Here is a 221-nt window from a genome sequence, read left to right on the forward strand (position 1 = left end):
GCGTGACGTCCCGGCCGAGTACGCACCCTGGCAGACCATCTACGGGCTGTTCCGCCGCTGGCAGCGTGACGGCACCTGGGACACCGTCCTCGCCGCCGCGCAGGCCAGCAGCGACGCGGCCGGCCGGATCGACTGGGACGTCAGCGTCGACTCCACGACCAGCCGCGCGCACCAGCACGCCGCCGGTGCCCGCCACGACGGCCACCTGCAGAAAGAGCCAC

General features: G+C 73.8%; 1 protein-coding gene. It reads left to right on the top strand.

Annotated elements, in window-relative coordinates; translation table 11 throughout:
* Window positions 1–221, top strand: a 221-nt coding sequence (locus OP18_RS50970; RefSeq protein WP_033368091.1) for a transposase, incomplete at both ends; no start/stop codon positions are given.

The sequence above is a fragment of the Dactylosporangium aurantiacum genome (genome assembly GCF_000716715.1).
Taxonomy (GTDB): domain Bacteria; phylum Actinomycetota; class Actinomycetes; order Mycobacteriales; family Micromonosporaceae; genus Dactylosporangium; species Dactylosporangium aurantiacum.